The organism is Kribbella sp. NPDC026611, assembly GCF_040638345.1.
Classification (GTDB): Bacteria; Actinomycetota; Actinomycetes; order Propionibacteriales; family Kribbellaceae; genus Kribbella.
In genome coordinates, this window is the sequence record NZ_JBEZYC010000006.1 from 63,262 (window position 1) to 81,269 (window position 18,008).

The 18,008-nt window shown below is 68.0% G+C and carries 17 protein-coding genes and 1 other RNA gene; 11 read left to right on the forward strand and 7 right to left on the reverse strand.

All coding sequences use genetic code 11. From position 1 onward, the window contains the following. Positions 1–17 precede the first annotated feature (17 nt). The 10 genes from ftsX (at position 18) to AB0E69_RS24575 (ending at position 7,863) form a co-directional block, all read left to right on the forward strand. On the forward strand, positions 18–929 hold the full coding sequence (ftsX, locus tag AB0E69_RS24530) for a permease-like cell division protein FtsX (RefSeq protein WP_360150299.1): 912 nt from the start codon (positions 18–20) through the stop codon (positions 927–929). Between the two features lie 255 nt (positions 930–1,184). After that, positions 1,185–2,441, forward strand: coding sequence for a M23 family metallopeptidase (locus tag AB0E69_RS24535; protein ID WP_360150302.1), 1,257 nt, complete (start codon positions 1,185–1,187; stop codon positions 2,439–2,441). A 21-nt stretch (positions 2,442–2,462) separates the two neighbouring features. Continuing rightward, positions 2,463–2,939 carry an SsrA-binding protein SmpB gene (gene smpB, locus AB0E69_RS24540; protein ID WP_360150305.1) on the forward strand — a complete coding sequence of 159 codons (477 nt, stop codon included), beginning with the start codon at positions 2,463–2,465 and terminating at the stop codon, positions 2,937–2,939. A 73-nt stretch (positions 2,940–3,012) separates the two neighbouring features. Beyond that, positions 3,013–3,573: a DUF1707 and DUF4870 domain-containing protein gene (locus AB0E69_RS24545; RefSeq protein ID WP_360150308.1), complete on the forward strand. Its 561-nt coding sequence runs from the start codon at positions 3,013–3,015 to the stop codon at positions 3,571–3,573. Between the two features lie 135 nt (positions 3,574–3,708). After that, positions 3,709–4,179 carry a YoaK family protein gene (locus AB0E69_RS24550; RefSeq protein ID WP_360150311.1) on the forward strand — a complete coding sequence of 157 codons (471 nt, stop codon included), beginning with the start codon at positions 3,709–3,711 and terminating at the stop codon, positions 4,177–4,179. Positions 4,180–4,374: 195 nt separating this feature from the next. Continuing rightward, positions 4,375–4,749, forward strand: a transfer-messenger RNA (tmRNA) gene (gene ssrA, locus AB0E69_RS24555). Between the two features lie 146 nt (positions 4,750–4,895). Continuing rightward, positions 4,896–6,164 carry an ATP-binding protein gene (locus tag AB0E69_RS24560; RefSeq protein ID WP_360150314.1) on the forward strand — a complete coding sequence of 423 codons (1,269 nt, stop codon included), beginning with the start codon at positions 4,896–4,898 and terminating at the stop codon, positions 6,162–6,164. Between the two features lie 93 nt (positions 6,165–6,257). Beyond that, on the forward strand, positions 6,258–6,692 hold the full coding sequence (locus AB0E69_RS24565) for a MarR family winged helix-turn-helix transcriptional regulator (protein ID WP_360150317.1): 435 nt from the start codon (positions 6,258–6,260) through the stop codon (positions 6,690–6,692). Continuing rightward, positions 6,689–6,928, forward strand: coding sequence for a hypothetical protein (locus AB0E69_RS24570; protein ID WP_360150320.1), 240 nt, complete (start codon positions 6,689–6,691; stop codon positions 6,926–6,928). The genes AB0E69_RS24565 and AB0E69_RS24570 overlap by 4 nt, the downstream gene beginning before the upstream one ends. 95 nt (positions 6,929–7,023) lie before the next feature. After that, the gene (locus AB0E69_RS24575) at positions 7,024–7,863 is read left to right on the forward strand and encodes an alpha/beta hydrolase (protein WP_360150323.1); all 840 of its coding nucleotides are present in this window, start codon (positions 7,024–7,026) and stop codon (positions 7,861–7,863) included. On the opposite strand, the gene AB0E69_RS24580 is transcribed toward AB0E69_RS24575, so the two are convergent. From AB0E69_RS24580 to AB0E69_RS24595, 4 genes are all read right to left on the reverse strand, one after another. After that, positions 7,852–8,631 (reverse strand): SDR family NAD(P)-dependent oxidoreductase, encoded by a 780-nt coding sequence (locus AB0E69_RS24580; protein ID WP_360150326.1) that lies wholly within the window; start codon positions 8,629–8,631, stop codon positions 7,852–7,854. The genes AB0E69_RS24575 and AB0E69_RS24580 overlap by 12 nt on opposite strands. A 4-nt stretch (positions 8,632–8,635) precedes the next feature. Continuing rightward, positions 8,636–9,826: an epoxide hydrolase family protein gene (locus AB0E69_RS24585; RefSeq protein WP_360150329.1), complete on the reverse strand. Its 1,191-nt coding sequence runs from the start codon at positions 9,824–9,826 to the stop codon at positions 8,636–8,638. Beyond that, positions 9,823–10,260, reverse strand: a complete 438-nt coding sequence (locus tag AB0E69_RS24590; RefSeq protein WP_360150332.1) for a MarR family transcriptional regulator — start codon at positions 10,258–10,260, stop codon at positions 9,823–9,825. Before AB0E69_RS24590 ends, AB0E69_RS24585 begins: the two co-directional genes overlap by 4 nt. Before the next feature lie 68 nt (positions 10,261–10,328). Next, positions 10,329–12,488, reverse strand: coding sequence for an FHA domain-containing protein (locus tag AB0E69_RS24595; RefSeq protein WP_360150335.1), 2,160 nt, complete (start codon positions 12,486–12,488; stop codon positions 10,329–10,331). 542 nt (positions 12,489–13,030) lie between these two features. On the opposite strand from AB0E69_RS24595, the gene AB0E69_RS24600 reads away from it, so the two are divergent. After that, positions 13,031–15,301: a M4 family metallopeptidase gene (locus AB0E69_RS24600; protein ID WP_360150338.1), complete on the forward strand. Its 2,271-nt coding sequence runs from the start codon at positions 13,031–13,033 to the stop codon at positions 15,299–15,301. 61 nt (positions 15,302–15,362) lie between these two features. Here the strand turns inward: AB0E69_RS24600 and AB0E69_RS24605 are convergent, their stop codons facing one another. The 3 genes from AB0E69_RS24605 to AB0E69_RS24615 form a co-directional block, all read right to left on the reverse strand. After that, positions 15,363–16,514, reverse strand: coding sequence for a hypothetical protein (locus AB0E69_RS24605; RefSeq protein ID WP_360150341.1), 1,152 nt, complete (start codon positions 16,512–16,514; stop codon positions 15,363–15,365). Positions 16,515–16,697: 183 nt separating this feature from the next. After that, complete coding sequence (locus AB0E69_RS24610) at positions 16,698–17,390, reverse strand: hypothetical protein (protein WP_360150344.1); 693 nt, start codon at positions 17,388–17,390, stop codon at positions 16,698–16,700. Beyond that, a complete protein-coding gene (locus tag AB0E69_RS24615; RefSeq protein WP_360150347.1) occupies positions 17,387–17,953 on the reverse strand; it encodes a helix-turn-helix domain-containing protein in 567 nt (188 codons plus the stop codon). Before AB0E69_RS24615 ends, AB0E69_RS24610 begins: the two co-directional genes overlap by 4 nt. Positions 17,954–18,008: the final 55 nt, after the last annotated feature.

The following is an 18,008-nucleotide window of genomic DNA, read 5'->3' on the forward strand; positions in this document are numbered from 1 at the left end:
CAGGGACCTGACGAAGAATGCGTTTGAACTACATCCTCTCGGACCTCGGCATCGGGCTGAAGCGGAACATGTCGATGACGATCGCGGTCGTCGTCACCATCTGGGTCTCGCTGTCGCTGTTCGGCAGCGCGCTGCTCGCCCGCGAGCAGGTCGACCTGATGAAGGGGAACTGGTACGACAAGATCCAGATCTCGGTCTTCCTCTGCACCAAGGACTCCGGCGGCCGCGGCTGCTCGGGCGCCGAGGTGAGCCAGGAGCAGAAGAATCGGATCCAGCAGGTCATCCAGACCAACCCCGACACCGCGCCGGACGGCGTCTTCTCGGAGTCGAAGAAGGAAGCGTTCGACTCGTTCAAGAAGCTGTACAAGGACTCGCCGATCGTCAGCACGGTCACCGAGGACCAGATGCAGGAGTCGTTCCGGGTCAAGCTGAAGGATCCACAGCGCTACCAGAACCTGGTCAGCGCGGTGAGCGGCCTGCCCGGGGTGGACACGGTCCAGGACCTGCGCCAGTACCTCGATCCACTCTTCAAGGCGTTGAACGGGTTGCAAGTCGGGGCCCTGATCGCGGCCGCGCTGCTGCTGGTCGCGGCGCTGATGCAGATCTCGAACACGATCCGGTTGGCGGCGTACGCACGAAGACGAGAGATAGGCATCATGCGCCTGGTGGGCGCCTCGAACTTCTACATCCAGCTGCCGTTCCTGCTGGAGGCGGTGCTGGCCGCCTTGGTGGGCGCGGTCTTTGCCTGCGGCACCCTGTGGGTCGGGGTGTACTTCGTGGTCATGCAGCGGGCCCAGGAGACGTTCCGGGTCTGGCAGTGGGTCGGAGCGACCGAAACCTTCCGCGCCACGCTGATCATGGTCGTGGTCGGCCTGATCCTGGCCGTGATCCCGACATTCCTGACAACGCGGAAATACCTCAAAGTCTGACCCGGGTGCCTTATCGTGCGGTAACAGGAGTAACAGCAGTCACTTCTGTACCGCACAACAACTTCACCCAGAGCAAGGGGTCGACCTGTGGTCCCGCACTTCCCCGGTGCGAACCCGCGTAGGCGGGGGAGCATCAAGCGAGACGACAGCACCGGCACCTCCGCACCGCCGTACCCGCGATCGCGCCCCAGACCGCAGGGCCGGCAGACGGTCGTCGCCGCATGCTGCCTTGTCCTGTCCCTGTCCATCGGAGCAGTGGCGGCGGTCCCGTCCGCGCAGGCGGCGGACCCGGACCCCGCCGCCAAGAAGAAACAGCTCGACTCGCAGATCGGTCAGCAGAAGGCCGACCTCGACGACGCGTCCGACCAGCTCGGCAAGTCCGTTGCCGCCTACAACCAAGCGGTCGTGAAACTCCAGGCTGTGCAGGCGCGGTACGCCGTTGCGCAGGGCAAGCTGGCTGCGGCTCAGGCTGCCGATGCCGTTGCGGCGGGCAAGCTTGCCGCGGCCGAGGCGGCGCTGAAGGTGGCGGTCGCCGATGTCGAGGCGGGCGAGAAGCTGATCGCGGAGAAGCGTTCCGTGGCGGGGCGCGCCGTACGGTCGGCGTACCAGCAGCAGAACAGCCTGGTGGGGCTGTCGATCGTGCTGCGCGGTGCTCAGCCGGCCGATATTGCGACCGGGATGCAGGTGCAGCGGAACGTTTTCGGCATCCAGGGCAACGCGATCACGGCCCTCAACGACGCGCAGGCCGAGCTCTCGAGCAAGCGGGTCAAGGTCGCGGCGGCGGAGACGGACGCCGCGGCGGCTCGTGCCGCGGCTGCTCGGACCGTGCAGGCGGTGACCGAGCTGACCAAGCAGGTCGCGGCGGACAAGGCCGAGGCGGCTGCGGTCACCGCGGTCAAGCTGACGGCGTTCAAGGCTGCGGAGAAGGAGAAGAACTCCGAGCTGGCGCAGTACAACTCGCTGCTGCGGGAGCGGTCCCGGGTCGAGCAGATCCTGATCGCGCGGGCTCGCGCTGAGAAGGCCGCGGCGGCTCGGCGGAAGGCTGCCGAGGAGAAGGCGGAGCGGGAGAAGGCTCGGCGCGAGCATCGGCCGCCGCGGAACATTCCGGAGCCCTCCGATGGTGGCTTGAGCTATCCGGTGAGCAGTTACATCACGTCGCCGTACGGGATGCGGTTCCACCCGGTGCTGCACTACTGGAAGCTGCACGACGGGACGGACTTCCGGGCACCGTGCGGTACGCCGGTCCGCGCCGCGGCCGACGGGGTGGTGACGGACAAGTACTACAACGGTGGTTACGGGAACCGGCTGTTCATTTCACACGGAGTGATGGACGGGGACTCGATCACCACGGTCTACAACCACTTGTCGCGGTACAAGGCGCATGTCGGCGAGCGCGTCTCGCGCGGCGAGATCATCGCGTGGTCCGGGACGACGGGGTACTCCACGGGCTGTCACTTGCACTTCATGGTGTACCAGGACGGCCGCGTGGTTAATCCGATGAAGTGGCTCTGACGTACCTGCGATACTGGTCGAATGGTGAAACAGACCGGCCAGGAGAAGCCGATCGCGCAGAACCGGAAGGCGCGACACGACTACCACATCGAAGACGTGGTGGAGGCCGGTCTGGTGCTGACAGGGACTGAGGTCAAGTCCCTCCGCCAAGGCCGGGCCTCCCTCGTCGACGCGTTCGCCGCCGTCCGGGGGAACGAGCTGTGGCTCCAGGGCATGCACATCCCGGAGTACAAACACGGCACCTGGACCAACCACGAACCCCGCCGTACCCGCAAGCTGTTGTTGCACAAGGACGAACTGGCGAAGCTGATCCGCGCGGTCGAACAGCAGGGCGTCTCCCTGATCCCGCTGTCGCTGTACTTCAAAGACGGCTACGCCAAGGTCGAACTGGCCACCGGCCGCGGCAAGAAGGACTACGACAAACGCCACTCCCTAGCCGAACGCCAAGCCAACCGAGAAGCCCAAAGAGCCCTAACCGACCGAACCCGCCGCGGCTGACAGGGGTTTGCTCAGGGATTGGTCCGGGCTGAACCCGATGGGGTGGGGGGCTGGGGCGGCGCAGAGTGGGGGTATGTCCACTTCAGAGCTGCTGGTGACGCCGGCGCAGCGGGATCGCGCCGTCGAGATCCTGAAAGAGATGTACGCCGACGGCCGGATCGAACACATGGAGTTCGATCTGCGGCTGGAGAAGGCACTGCAGGCGCGCACCCGGGCCGAGCTCAACAGCACGTTCGACGGCCTCGTCTCCCGCCCGGTCCCGACGTACGCCCCCGCTGCCTTCACCCGCCCGGCGCCGCTGCAGCAGTACCAGAGCGACGGCCGCGGGATGGGCACGATCGCGCACTGGCTCGGCTACCCGACCTTCTTCGTCGGCCCGGCGCTCATCGTCGCGACCACCGGCCAGAGGAACCCCGCGGTACGACGGCACGCAGTCGAGGCGCTCAACTTCCAGCTGACCGCGGTCGCTGCGTTCGCTGCGCTTGGCGTGATCACGGGGATCACCCATGGGTTCACCGGATTCCTGTTCCCGATCCTCGGCATCCTGTGGTTCCTCCTCACCGGCATCGGCGGCCTCGCCACAGCGGCCGGCTCCAAGTTCCGCTACCCATTCACCCTCCGCCCGATCAAGTAGCCCCTGCTCTACCCTGGCCGGCTCTGTCTGGCTGGTTCGCCTGTATCTGGTCGCACGGCTTTGCCTGGCTGGGGCGGCTCTAGGCTGGCTGGCATGGATAGTCCGGTGGGGGCGCGGTGGGAGGTTGCGGGGTTCTTGGGGCTGACCGCGGCCACGGGGTTGATCGACGCGGTGAGCTATCTCAAGCTCGGTCATACCTTCGTCGCGAACATGACCGGGAATGTCGTGTTCCTCGGCTTCGCGGTGGATCCGGGGTCGGGGTTCAAGGTGGGGCCGCCGGTGGCGGCGGTGGTGGGGTTCGTGCTCGGCTCGCTGGTCGGCGGCTGGGCGGCGCGGGGGTTGGAATCGCACGCCCGGCGTTGGTTGGGGGTCGTTTTCGGGGTACAGGCGGAGGTTCTCGTCGGGTGCGGGGTGCTGTTCGGCGTCGATGTACTGCATCGCCGCGATGTTCGCCGAGGCCGCGATCGGAGCGCTGATGCTGCGCTCGACGACCGCCTGGGTAATCGCCCTCGCCGGCGTGATCGTCGCCGCATCGGCCCTGATCTTCGTCCTCGCCCCCGCACCGACCGACAGCCCCCAGCCGACCGAGAGCTCGCAGCCAACTGAGACCTCGCCGCCGACTGAGAGTTCGCACGAGCCGACCGCCGGGCCTGCACTGGCCGACTAACGGGCTGGCAACGGCCGGCTGAGTGGGCTGTGATGGGTGGTTGGGGGAATGTCGGGTGCGGGGGATCTGTTGGACCCTGTAGTGTGGATCTTCCACCACCCCTTCGGGGGCGGTGGGAGTTTGACAACTCAACAGGGGGTGAACGGTTTCGACTTTGGACGTTGGTTCCAAGGGAAGCGGGCCGAGGATCCAGGGTTATCTCGTTAACGATCTCTGGAAACCAATAAGTGCCAACATTAAGCGCACTGACGTCGCTCTCGCCGCCTGACGGCCTGAGATAAACGACGGGTCAGCCCGGGGATGCTCCCGCCCCGGTTCCTGGCCTCAGCTAGGGAGCTTGCTGGACTAGCCCGGTCACGGGGTTAGTTCAGGACTTTTACAGTGACTGAGCCTGTCAGCGAGATGTCTGTACAAACGCTGGGGCTGAGAAAAGCGCCATTCAGACTGCGCCCGGAGAAGTCTTGAAACCCCGCCGAAGGACGCGGGTTCGATTCCCGCCACCTCCACCCCTGCATACAGGCCGGTCCCTAGTTGGGGGCCGGCCTTTGTGTGTTCCGGACACCCCTTCCAAGCCGACCAGATTAACAGCCACGGAGCGACCAAGCTAACAGCTACCTGGCGGCCAAACTAACACTTCGCTGCTAGTCTCGGAACCATGGCCATGGTTCCGCAGTCGCCGATCGGGCGCATCCTGCCTCGTCACGCCGAAGCTGCGGTGGCCGATGCGTTGGTTGATACGCGCGTAGTCCTGGTCAACGGAGCGCGCCAGTGTGGCAAGAGCACGCTGGTCGCGCGGATCGGCGGTGAGCGGGGCGCGGAGTGGCGCAGTCTGGACCGGGCTGCGACGCGGCAGGCTGCGACGTACGACCCGACCGAGTTCGTCGCCGAGGCTGGTCCGCTGGTGATCGACGAGGTTCAGCGCGTTCCGGAGCTGCTGCTGGCGATCAAGGAGTCCGTGGACCGCGACCCGCGGCCCGGACGGTTCCTGCTGACCGGATCGGCGCGCGTGCTCGGGCTCCGCGGCTTGCCCGACGCGTTGCCCGGCAGGATGGAGACGATCGAGCTCTGGCCACTGTCGCAAGGCGAGATCGACGAGAAGCCCGACGGGTTCGTCGACGCGGCCTTCGCGCTCGGTCCCCGATTGCACCACGTCTCGTCCGAGAGCCGGAGCGGCTACATCGATCGACTGGTTCGCGGCGGTTTCCCGGAGGCGGTCGCCCGGGTGTCCCGCCGCCGGGAGCGGTTCCTCGACTCGTACGTCTCCGACCTGATCAACCGCGACGTCATCCAGTTGTCCGAGATCGAACGCGGTCCCGAGATGCGCGCGCTGACCAGGCTCGTCGCCGCGAGATCGGGTCAGCTGCTGGTGCCGGCGACCCTGGCCAACGACCTGAGCCTCGCGCAGCCGACTGTCAAGCGTTACCTCGGTCTGCTGGAAGAGGTCTTTCTGATCAAGCGCATTCCGGCCTGGTCCCGGAACCTCAGCAGCCGGGCGATCGGTACGCCGAAGGTCGCCATGGTTGACTCGGCCGTTGCAGCAAGCCTGCTCGGCCTGGATACCGCCAGCCTTCGTCAGCCAGGCGGGCCTTTGGGGCCGTTGCTGGAGGGCTTCGTAGCGATGGAACTGGCTCGCCAGCTCACGTGGTCCGAGCAGCGTGCCGAGCTGTATCACTATCGAACCAAGGACCAGGTCGAGGTTGACATCGTGCTCGAGAACCGCCGCGGGCAGGTGGTCGCGATCGATGTCAAAGCGGCGTCGACGGTCAAGGCGGAAGACTTCCGCGGCCTCCGGCACCTCGCCGACCGCCTCGGCGATGACCTCCAGGTCGGCGTCGTCTTCTACACCGGGCACGAGACGCTGCCCTTCGGCCCACGCTTCCGCGCGGTCCCGATCAGTGCATTGTGGGAGATGCCCGCGCCGTAACCGCCTCGGCCGAACGAGCCCGGCGTCCGGTCAAGCAATCCCTGCTGATTCATCGGGATTGACGATGGGTTGTTGGCGGGGGAGGGTCGGGGGGTGGGTACGGCGGAGCAGGATGCGCGGGGGTTTGCGGAGCTGTTTCGGGAGGCTTATCTGCGGTTTCACCGGCGGGACGGGAAGCGGGCGGAGTTGTCGGGGGCCAGTCGGGCGGTGTTGTTGCACTTGTCGCAGGCGGGGCCGATGACTGTGGGGGAGCTTGCGCTGCATCTGGAGCGGGCGCAGTCGGTGGTGAGTGAGATCGTGAGTCAGCTCGAGGGAAAGGGTGTGCTCGAGCGGGAGCCCGATCCGCAGGACCGGCGGCGGACGCTCGTGTGGTTGACGCCGGAGGGGTTCGCCGTACTGCGGGCCGACCGTGAAGTGCTCAGCATCGACGCGCTCGCCGAAGCGTTCGGTGGGTTGACGGCCGCGGAGCGGGCCGGGCTGCTCACCACCTTGTCCCAGCTGGTCCGATCGAACGGAGCGACACCATGACCACCACGAGTTGCGAGAGCTGCAGTATGCCGATCGAGAGTGGGCGGTACTGCGCCTACTGCGTCGACGCCGACGGAAACCTCCAGGACTTCGACACCCGGTTCGAGTCGATGGTCTCCTGGCAGGCGCGGCGGAATCCGGACGACCCGCGCGCGAAGATCGAGGCCGACACGCTTGCCTACATGGCGACGATGCCGGCCTGGCGCGACCACCCACGGGTCGTGGGTCGGCGCTGACTCTCAGTGAATCACCCCCGAATTTCATGCCAGCGGGAAGTCAGAGCGGTGCCAGTGGCGTTGGAGACAGTGGGGTGTGACTGGGAGGAGTGGGGATGGCGCAGGTGGGGTTCGAGACGGAGCTGGTCGGCGGGGTCGCGGTTGAGAGCGTGGGCGCAGGACCTGGGGTGGTCGTCGTACCCGGGAACAATCGCCGCGCCCACCACTACGACCGCCTGGCCCGCAGCCTGGCCGGGGCACACGCAGTCCACGTGATCGAGCGCCGCGGACGTGGCGCAAGCGGCCCGCAGCGTACGCCGTACAGCGTCGAGGCCGAGGTGGACGACGTACTCGCGGTCCTCGAGCACACCGGGTCGCAGGTCGTGTTCGGACACAGCTACGGCGGCCTGATTGCGCTACACGTCGGGCTGCAGCGACCGTTGGACGCGCTGATCGCGTACGAGCCGGGCGTGAGTATCGGCGGCTCGTTCGACGCCAGCTGGCTGGGCGACTTCGACGCCGAGCTCGGGCGCGGCCGGCACGTGGCGGCGATGGCGACGTTCCTCAAGGGCACCCGGCTGCTTCCGTTCACCGCGACTCCGTTGCTCTGGGCAATCTCCTTGCTGATGCTGCGTGGCCGCGGCGGCCGCGAGACCCGCGACATGATGCCGACGACCCCGGCGGAGATCGCTGAGATCGTCCGCCTCGACTCGGACGGCACCCGGTACGCCGGCATCGCGGCGCGGACCCTGCTCCTCGGCGGCGAGAAGTCACCCGGCTACCTGACCGGCGTCCTCCCGCAGCTCGCGGAGATCGTGCCGAGCGCGGAGTACGCCGTACTCCCCGGCCTCGACCACAACGCCCCCGACGAGAGCGCTCCGGACGCGGTCGCCCAGCAGATCCGCCTCCACCTCGGCCGCATCGAACGCCACGCGCGGACCCACCTACCCAGCTGAACCGGCGATCAGTTCGTCGGAGAGCCGGTGGAGACGCTCGCGGGCGTCACCGTCGTACGCCTGACTGTTGGCGCGCGACTCCCGCAGACCGTTGAAGTAGCGCCCGGACGGGAGGTCGTTGCCTACGACAAGCTGCATGGTCGCGTCGGCGCCCTCGGCAACGGTGCTGGTGGGCCGGGTGCCGGACTCGGTGACCATCGTGGTGTTCATGAACGTAGCTGGGTGCAACGAGTTGACGATCAGGTCGGGCCGTTCGTTGGCCAGGTCAATGGTGAACATGATCTGGGCGAGCTTGCTCTGGCAGTACGCCGCGAAGCCGTCGTACCCGTGCTCCATCATCGGGTCGGCGAAGTCGATCTCGCGCTGGCCGGCGGAGGAAACGTTGACGATGCGCTCGGTGATGCGTGGGAGGAGTAAACGAGTCAGGCGGTAGCCGGCGAGGTAGTTGACGGCGAACCGCAGTTCGATGCCGTCGGCACTCACCTGCCGGCCGGTCCCGGGACGGCCGGCACCGATGCCGGCATTGTTGATCAGGACATCGAGGTCGCCGGTCACTCGGTCGGCCAGCGCGTCGACGTCGCGGAGGCTGGCGAGATCGGCCAGCAGGATCTCGGGATCCGGCCCGCCGGCGGCCAGGATCTCGTCGCGGACCTTCTCGGCTCGGGCCGCGTCGCGGCCATGGATGAGTACACGGGCGTTCTTGCCCAGGCGGAGAGCGAGCTCGCGGCCCAGCCCGTCGGTTGCTCCGGTGATCAGGATCGTCTGCACATCTTCACCGTAGCGAGCGGAAGGTACGGCGCAGGTCGTCGGTCCACTCGGTAGGGATCTCCCACGGGATGAAATGGCCGCCGCGCGGGTGGGCGGAGAGGTTCGTGAGGTTGTACCAGGGCGCGCGATCGCTGGAGCGGAAATGCTCGACGCGCTCCTCGGTGGTGCTGACGCCGGGCGGGTTCTCGTAGCTTACGAGGGTGAGGCCGGTGGGGACCTCGACCTGCGGTTCCCGGTCGTGGGACGGGGTCCACGGGTAGCGGTTGTTGTTGGAGTACGTGCGGATCGAAGTGTCGATCGCGTTGCCCGCCCAGTAGATGGTCGCATGGGTGAGCAGTTCGTCGTCTGTGAACGCTTGATCGCCTTCTGACCACTTGAGCCAGCGTTCGAGCAGCCAGGCGAGCATGCCGGCGGGTGAGTCGGCGAGACCGAAACCGAGCGTGCTCGGGTCGAGCACATGGGTGGCGAGGTGGGAGGCGAAGCGGCGATCGAATTCGATGATTCGATCACGAATGTGCACCGGAAGATCAGGTGGGATCGGATGACCGCCGCTCAGGTCCCAGCCGCGGTCGCCGTTGAACATCGTCAGCTTCTGGCCGGACCCGATGTGGATCCCGTAGAGCTCAGCGGCGTACTTGTGGCCGAGCTGGCCGGTCACCAGCGCGCCGACGTCGCAGCCGGCGGCGGCGTACTTCGGGTAGCCGAGCACGTCCGTCATCAGCTCGTGCCAGACGTCGGCCATCTTCCAGAAGTTCATGTCCGGCCGGGTCGGGGTGGAGAAGCCGAAGCCGGGCAGGGACGGGACGATCACGTCGAAGGCGTCCTGTGGATCACCGCCGTACTGCGCGGGGTCGGCCAGTTGGTCGATTACCTTCGACCAGTGCCAGAACGTCCACGGCCAGCCGTGGCTGAGGATCAGCGGGATCGGGTGCGGGCCGACGCCGGCCTTGGACATGAAGTGCACGGGGACGCCGTTGACGTCGACGCGATGCTGTGAATACGTATTCATCCGTGCCTCGACGGCGCGCCAGTCGTAGCCGTCGGCCCAGTACTCGACAAGCGGCTGCAGGACGGTACGACGTACGCCGTAGTAGCCGTCGTCGTTGCCCGCGTCGCGCGGCCACTTGGTCGCTCGGAGGCGGCGGCGAAGGTCGTCGAGGACCTCGTCGGGGACGTGGATGGGGGTCTGCTTCATTGGCGGTCCTCCGCGGCGATCTCGGTCAGCCGGGTGAGTACGTGGACGGAGCCCGCGAGTACCGCGCGCTCCACGGGGGTGAGTTGATCGACCAGGTCGGTCAGTCGTTTGACGCGGTTCGCGTGTCGGGAGCGGACGATCTCGCGACCGGTGCGGGTGAGCGAGAGCAGCATCGCGCGGCCGTCGGTGGGGTCCGGGCGACGCTGGATCAGGCCGTCCTGTTCGAGTTTCGCGACCAGGCTGGTGAGGGCGGGCTGCTTGAGTTGCTCGGTGGCGAGCAGGTCGGTCAGGCGGAGCGGGCCGCGCCGGCCGAGCGTGTGTAGCACCGACAGCGTCGAGAAGTTGAACCGCCGTACCGACGGCAGCCGGATGAAGATCGTGTTGAAGTCCTCGATCACCGTGGTCAGTCGGTCGACGTCGAGCTCATCGGTCACGCCGCAACAATATCAAAAATCGATGTAAGTCTTCAGGGGGTTGTCCGGTGGATGGAGGTGGGTCGGGGTCAGTTGGTCAGGGGGATGGCGGTGATGGCTACCGCGGTGCTGCCGGACTTGAAGGTCAGGGCGGCGGTGCCGGCGCTGTCCGGGAGTTTGTTCTTGAACGTGATGGTGCCGCGGGCGGTGGCGCCGGCCGCGATTCGGTCCGGCCAGGCGCTCTTGCCGACGTCGGCGCGGAGGGTGGTGCCATCGGCCGCGGTGAAGGTGGAGCCGTTGATCGGAACCGTGACCGCCTGCTTGGCGGTGTTCTTGACTCCGAGCTCGACGCGGGTGAAGTGGCTCGTGTACGTGACGTTCTCGACCGTGAAGGTGAGGGTGCCGGACGGCTTCACGACGGGCTTGACCAGGCGGTCCTCGCCGGACTCGTTGCCGGTCAGGTAGCCGCCGACGTACTCCGCTCCGGCGGTGACCGCGAAACCGCCGACTCCGACGCCGACCAGGACGACCGCGATGGCGATCACGACCGAGACGTCGAGCTTCGAGGGGGTTCGGTCGCGGGGGGAGGCGGCGTCGAGGAGGGCGAGGACCATGGCGCCGACGAGGGCGATGCCTGGCGGTACGAGCCAGCGCAGGGTGCTGCCGGGGCCGTCGGCGAGGAAGGTGCCGACCAGGTTGACGACGATCCCCAGGCCGATGACGATCGCGGCCAGGATCAGCACCCTGAGGAGGCGGACGCTGCCGAAGTCCTCTGAGGCGTCGTCGGCTGCAAAGCGGTCAGCTCCTTGACGACCGCTGGTGTCTCGTCGGGTCTCTGGTCCGAGACGGCTGCTGCCACGCCCGGCGGCGTCGTCGCCTGCCAGGCGGTCGGCGAGGCCTACTGCCTCGAGGCCGTTGGGCTCGCCTTGTCGCTTGGAGCCGCGGCCGTTGCGGCGGTCTGATCCGTTGCCGTCGGGTCCCTCGGGGGTGCGGCGGTCGGTTCCGCGGCGGTCGCTTGCTCGTCGGTCGCCGTTCCGTCGGTCTGCGTTGCGGCGGTCGGTCGGGCCGAGGTCGGGTGCGCCGCGGTCCTGGGTGGGCTCTGGCCAGCCGGCGGATTCGTTCCAGTTGGGTTCGGACTGGTCGAGCTGGGCCGGGTTTTGCCAGGGAGAGCGGGGTGGCTCAGGGTTGTCGGCCGACGGGTACGCAGCCCAGGGCTCCTCAGGCCGCCGGGGCAGGTCCGCCGGCGCGGGTGGCGGCGCCGGCGTCTCCAACGTGTCGAACCGCGGCCCGCCCTCGGGCGCGAACGGGCTCCACTCCCCAGCAGGTGGTACATCGTCTGCCGTCGGTACGCCGATGCGCGGTACGTCGTACCCGTCCTCGCCGGCACGTGGGGTGTCGTACTCGTCCGCGCCTGCACGTGGGGCGAACGGGCTGTCTTCTCGGCTGCTCGCAGGCGGCGCGTCGGCGCCCTGCGCTCCACTGTCGGCCGGCCACGAGTACTCGTCCTGCGCGGACTGGCCGGCGGAGTTGGACGGGGGTGGGGTCCGCGTGTAGGTGGTGGGCGGCGTGGGTGTGCCCGGCGTGCCGGGTGTTCCGGGCGTCCCCGGTGTGCTGGAGCCCGCGGTGGGTGTGCTCGCCATGCCCGAGGTGGGGGCGGGGGGCTCCGGCGTGCCCGGGCTTGTGTGGGGCGCGGGTGGGGTGGGTGTGGTTGGCGTACCTGAGGCTGGGGTGCCTGGGGCTGGGGTAGGTGCGCTTGGTGTGTTGGACCCGGGCGCAGGTGCGCTTGGTGTGCCAGAGCCGGGGGTAGGCGGTGAACCGGGGTCGGGGCTTGGGGCGGGCTGTGCGGCGGGGGCGGGCCGGGAGCCGGAGTCGTGTGCGGGTGGCGCGCTGGAGCTTGGGGTGGACGGCGTACCGGGGGGTGGGGTGGGTGCGTCTGAGCCGGGTGCGGGGGTGGTCGCGGGGGAGGTGGTGAAGGTGAGGATTGAGCGGCCGATGTGGATTCGGTCGTTCGGGGTTAGGGGGGTGGGGGCGGTGAGGCGGCGGCCGTTGAGGCCGGTGCCGTTGCGGGACTCGTCGTGGAGGGTCCAGGTGCTGCCGTCGCGGGTGAGGCGGGCGTGGATGCGGGAGATCTGGTCGTCGGCCGGCAGCCGGACGTCGGCGTTGGAGGCGCGGCCGATGGTGATCGTGTCGGCCCCGGTCGGCAGCGTCCACTGCTGCTCCCCGAGCGACAGCACGAATTCGGTTTCCACTCACACCCCAGATCGCGATCCGTCGCGCCACCCGTGAGGCGTCGCACCCCCGCGGCCGGCCAACCCGTCTGCGCGATTCTGCCATCCACACCGGCTCCGAACCACCCGCCGTTACCCGACCTTTGCAAGCCCGCCCACGCCCGCGACCGTCCGCACTCACCCCCTCACCCGGCGCCCAACCGTGGGTACCAAAGCTCGTCAAACGATTGTTCTACTTCTCCCCACAATCGAGACAAATCTCAGGATCCGGACAGGTTTGTCAGCTCTTTGTAGTCCTGACAACGCGGTCAGTTGTCGTTCCGGTGCCAACGGCACATCCGCGCCTTGTTTGGGGGGTGGTCCGGACATAGTGTCCCTCCGCGCGATCCATCGACCGCGGACAGCTGGGGTCCTGTTCGCAAGCCCAACCGATGGATAGGCCGGAGGTTCCAGGCGGAGTGGTGCACCGCCTGCAGTCCGGCGAGGCGCAACCCGCCCAGCACCAGTCATCTGAAAGGGCCACATCAATGGTCTTGTTTCAGCGTTCCCGAAAGACCGCCGTCGTGCTCGGGGTCACCAGCCTCGCAGCGGCGGCCCTCGCCGGTTTCGGTACGGCGGCCGCCGCACCGAACGCGGCCCCACCGCCGCGGCCCACGCCGGCCCAGTCGAAGGCCTTCGCCGCCAAGTCCGCGTCGTCCCTGGTGGGGAGCAAGCCCGCTGCCCTGCACGCCGGCAAGAACGACAAGTTCGTCGCCAAGCCGGTGATCTCGGAGCAGTCCGGCCTGCAGTACGTCCCGTACGAGCGGACGTTCAAGGGCCTGCCGGTCGTCGGCGGTGACTTCGTTGTCGTCACCGATGCCCGGGGTGCCGTCAAGGCCACCTCGGTCGCGCAGACCACCGCTGTACCGGACCTGGCCACCACGGCCAAGGTCACCGCCGCGGCCGCGCAGAAGACCGCGAACAAGCAGCTGAAGGTGGTCACCGACTCGACCACGCCGACGCTGGCGGTCTACGCGCTCAAGGGCACCCCGAGGCTGGCGTGGCAGTCCCGCGTCTCCGGCCGCAGCGCCACGGAGCCGTCGAGCCTGAGCGTGTACGTCGACGCGCTGAGCGGCAAGGTTCTCGGTACCCAGGAGCACGTGATGGCCGGCAACGGTACGGCGGCGTACAGCGGCCCGAACCCGGTGCACCTGGACACCACGCTGACCGGCAGCACGTACTCGATGAAGGACCCGAACACCACCAACCAGTCCTGCCAGGACGCGGCGAACAACACCACGTTCTCCGGTCCGGACGACAACTGGGGCAACGGCAACGCCACCAGCCGGGAGACCGGCTGCGTCGACGCGCTGTACACGGCCCAGACCGAGCGGCACATGCTGACCGACTGGCTCGGCCGTAACGGCTTCGACGGCAACGGCGGCGGCTGGCCGATCCGCGTCGGTCTGGCCGACGTGAACGCGTACTACGACGGTACGCAGGTGCAGGTCGGCCACAACAACGCCAACCAGTGGATCGGTTCGCTGGACGTTGTCGGCCACGAGCTGGGTCATGGCATCGACGACCACACCCCGGGTGGCATCTCGGGCTCCGGTACGCAGGAGTTCGTCGCCGACACCTTCGGCGCGTCCACCGAGTTCTACAGCAACCAGGCCTCGGCCTACGACCCGCCGGACTTCTACGTCGGTGAAGAGGTCAACCTGGTCGGCCAGGGCCCGATCCGCAACATGTACGACCCGTCGCAGGTCGGCGACCCGAACTGCTACTCGAGCTCGATCCCGGGCTCCGAGGTGCACGCCGCGGCCGGTCCCGGCGACCACTGGTTCGTCCTGGTCTCCCAGGGCAGCGGCGGTTCGCCGAACGTTCCGACCTGCAACAGCTCGTCGGTGACCGGTCTGGGCATCCAGAAGGCCATCAAGATCATGTACAACGCGATGCTGATGAAGACCAGCAGCAGCTCGTACCTGAAGTACCGGACCTGGACCCTGACCGCGGCGAAGAACCTGTACCCGGGCAGCTGCACCGAGTTCAACACCGTCAAGGCGGCGTGGGACGCGGTGAGCGTACCGGCGCAGGCCGGCGACCCGACGTGCTCGGTCTCCGGCGGCGTCACCGTCACCAACCCGGGCAACAAGAGCGCCACGGTCGGTACCGCGATCGCGCCGTTCACGCTGTCGGCCAGCGGCGGCACCGCGCCGTACACCTGGTCCGCCACCGGTCTCCCGGCCGGCATCACCATCGGTTCCTCCACGGGCACCGTGTCCGGTACGCCGACCACCGCCGGCACCTACAACGTGACCGCCACGGCCACCGCGAGTGCGGGCGGATCCGGCAGCACCTCCTTCACCATCACCGTCAGCCCTGTCGGTGGCGGTTGCTCCTCGCCCGGCCAGAAGCTCGGTAACCCGGGCTTCGAGACCGGTTCGGCGGCGCCCTGGTCGGCGTCGGCGGGCGTGATCGACAACAGCGCCGGCGAGGCCGCGCACAGCGGCTCGTGGAAGGCGTGGCTGGACGGATACGGCACGACCCACACGGACACGCTGAGCCAGTCGGTCGCGATTCCGGCCGGTTGCCACGCTGTCCTGTCCTTCTACCTGCACATCGACTCTGCTGAGACGACCACGTCGACGCAGTACGACAAGCTGACGGTGAAGGCGGGCTCGACCACGCTGGCGACGTACTCGAACCTCAACAAGGCGAGTGGCTACTCGCTGAAGTCGTTCGACGTCTCGTCGCTGGCCGGCCAGACGGTGTCGATCAGCTTCACCGGCACCGAGGACGTCTCGCTCCAGACCTCGTTCGTCGTTGACGACACGGGCCTGAACCTGAGCTGACGCTCGACTGAGTAAACCCGGCCGCCACACCCGCGATGGGTGTGGCGGCCGGCTCATTTCGTCAGTTCAGCGTGACGCGTGGTTCGCCGTTGAGGAGGCCGGTGCCGGAGATCGTGCAGGTACCGCCGCGGCTTTGCAGGTAGGTCTGGCGGACGCAGGAGCGGAGGGCCAGCTGACCCCAGTAGCTGGGGTGGAGGGATTCCTGGATGTAGTAGTCGGAGCCGACCGTGGTGACCGTGCGGATCTGGTTGATCCACTCGGTCCGATCGACGGCGGTGGGCTGGGTCCAGGAGGACAGGCCGACCTCTTCGTAGAGGCCGACGGTCTTCTCGCAGAGCCGGCGGCCGTTGAAGGTGGACTGGAGTTCGAGGAGGCGGGCGTTGGTGAGGCCGGACTGGCCGATCGCGGCGCGGACGGTGTTGTTGATGGTCACCAGGGCCGTGCTGTTGGCCCAGTCCGCGTCGGCGTTCCAGAAGCCGCAGCCACCGACGCTCTGCCGGGTGTAACCGCTCTGCCCGTACCGGAAGCCGCTGGCGGCCGGGATCGGCGACGGATACGTCTGCACGACCAGCGTCCACGCGTTGTCGCCGTACCCGGCGTTGCGCATCGCGGTACGGACGTTCTGGAACGCGGTCGCGATCCGGCCGCGGACGGCGGTGACGTTCGCGCTGGTGAAGTTGCTGACCACCGACGAGTCGTCCTTGCAGTAGTCCGGAAACCACGACGGTGACAGCAAGAAGTCCTGCACGCACTGCGTGACGATCGCCGCGAAGTTGAACTCGTTGCCGCCGATCGAGACGACCACCTGCTGCACGTTGTGCCCGGCCGCGAACTGCTGCAGCATCTTCGCCTGGCCGAGGTGGCCGGCGCCGTTGTCGTAGAAGTCGACGCCCGGCTTGAACGTGTCGCCGTCGCTGCTGGCCACCCGGGCGCCGGAGCAGGCCAGGTTGAGTCCGCCGATCCCGCCGCCGATGTACGCCTCGGCCGACAGGCTGCGGTGGCACTTCGGGATCAGCTCGGCGGTATGCGTCGCGTTGTCGTGGTACGCGTGCGCACCGAGCGCGTCGGCCGGAGTCTCGGAGTCGTTCGAGCTGCCGGCCCAGCGACCGGCCTCGCCCGAGATGTAGGAGTCCCCAACGGTGACGACGTACGGCGTCCCGGACCCGGGACCGTCGGCGTGTGCCGGGGTGGCGACCAGGACGAACCCGGTCATGGAGAGCGCAAGGATGACGGAAACTCGACGACTTCTGGGAAGCAGGTTCACCGGAAGGCCTCTCTCGCCGAAGCTACGGTGACCGCACGGCCCCCACCCGATCACCGCTCGGCAAGATACTTCCCAGTAACACCGACAGGTAGACCCAGCGTGCTGACACGTTTGCGCCCTGTCACTGCCGTGTCAGCCCGTGGTCGTCGGTGGTTCACCCGGGAGGTCGAGGGGCTTCGGGTAGCGCTCGTCCCACCAGGTCTGCCAGCGGGCGGCGAGCTCGTCGAGGTCGGTGCTGCCGTAGACCGAGAGGATTGCCATCGAGGCGCCTTCGGGCTTGGCGTCGCTCGGAGGGAGGTGGCTGAGCACGAGCAGGCCGTTGCCCCAGGCGTCGACTGTGACGCCGAGCTGGTGCTCGGAGGTGTACCAGACCTCGGTCTTCACCGGCTCACCGATCAGGTCGACGGTGTCGGCCGGCAGGCCGAGCTCGGTGATCGGGTTGAGGGCGCCGGTGCCCGAGTAGAACAGCGTGTGCCGCTCGTCGCCCGGGTGCCGCTCGATGAAGAAGACGAGCTGGTGGAGGAAGGTGATCCAGCCTTCGGTGATGTCGTCGTAGTACGCATCCCACTCGGGGTTCGTGCCGATCGGCGCCCGGGTCAGCGTGATCTTCGACCCCCCGCCGGCGGGCTCGACGACGAACGTGTCGCCGTTGCCGAGGGTCAGCGTCGTACCGTCCTCGGTCACGTCGGTGAAGTAGATGAGGTCGATCTCCTGCTCCAGGCCGCCCTCGTACTCCCAGCCGTGCCAGTGCCGGATCTTCTCCCGGTCCCGCAACGCGTCCCACACCGCTTCCACCGGAGCGGCCACCGTCACCACGATCTTCATCTCTCTCCCTCGGTACGGCGGGGCGCGGGATGACCGCCCGCGATCAGCCGGTACGGCCGCCCGCTCTCACTGTCGTACTCCGCAACCACTCGCCGCACGGCCTCGGTGAGCGCATCGGTGAACCGGTGGACGTCGCCCGGCTCGGCGAACCGCACCTCGGTCTCGAGCGTGAACGTCAGCAGCCGCTTCCCGTCCGCTTCGGCCGCGCTCTGCATCCGCGCCACGTCCCGGACCGTCCCCGCGGCGACCTCGACCAGGTGCTCGGCGGCGTACTGGTCCTGGATCTGGGTGAACGCGCCGCCGACCACGCCCGGGTCGACGAACAGGCCACTGGACGCACGCAGGATCCGCTCGGTGAACCCACGCCGCTGCCGCTCCTCGACGAGCTCGACCAGCCCGGCCTTCTCCAGCTCGCGCAGGTGGTAGTTGACCCGCTGCCGGGGCAGGTCGAGCGTCGCCGCGAGCTGAGTCGCCGACGCCGGCTCCCGGAGCAGCTCGAGCAGCCGCCGCCTGATCGGCGACAACGCCAGCCGCACCTTCTCGGGCTCGTCGACATACTGCATGCACCCCAATCTCGACTTGACAGAAAAATTTGTCAATACGCCCGAGACCCTGGAG